Annotated in this window: 1 protein-coding gene; it reads right to left on the reverse strand. The window is 64.6% G+C overall.

Going from position 1 to position 715, the window contains the following annotated elements:
- Positions 1-232: 232 nt before the first annotated feature.
- Positions 233-715 (reverse strand): energy transducer TonB (locus GOB86_RS15685; protein ID WP_165993586.1); only part of this gene is annotated, 483 nt, incomplete at its 5' end.

Below are 715 nucleotides of genomic sequence, written 5' to 3' on the forward strand. Positions count from 1 at the left end.
GCGGGGGCGGCTGCATCCTGCGCAAAGGCGGCAACGGGCGCTGCCGTGCTCATCAGCAGTGCAAGAGCCGGGGCGGCAAGACCTGACACAAAAGAACGGGGCAGTCTGCTCATTTTACTCAAGATCCTCATCCAAAAGCCCGGTCCCAATTCCCCTGCCGGAGCGGACCGGGCGGTCCGTATTGCTGTGTTATCCAAGGTGACCCGGCAAAAGCCGGGCCGTCTGCTCTGCGTCAGTCATCCAGCCGGAAGCGGATGACATACGTCTTGTTCAACTCCCGCACAGGCACACCGTTGCGGCTTGCGGGCCGGTAGCGGGCCTTGTGCACGTAATCCAGCGCAGCCTGCGCAAACGCCTGACCACCTGTGACCGACTGCACGCGGCAGTTGCTGGTCATGCCCGTTGTTTCCACATCGCACACAACGGTTACGCGGCCTTCAATGTTGTCTTCCTCCATTTCTGGCGGATAGACGGGGCGCACGCTGTTCAGCGGCGACGTGCCTGCCGTTGTATCCGGCGAGTCATTGGGCAGCGTGTCCGCTGGCGGTGCCTTGGCGGTCTGGGTTGGTGGTGCCACAGGCTGCTTGGGCGGCGTACGGGCCACGTGCTTCATGGGCGGTTTGGGTGGTGGGGGCACCTCGATCTTTGGCGGCGGAATGAACGGCGGCGGCGGCACGGTCATAACCGGCGGGGGTGGTGGGGGTGGCGGCGGAGG

The organism is Acetobacter lambici, from assembly GCF_011516885.1.
GTDB classification, from domain to species: Bacteria; Pseudomonadota; Alphaproteobacteria; order Acetobacterales; family Acetobacteraceae; genus Acetobacter; species Acetobacter lambici.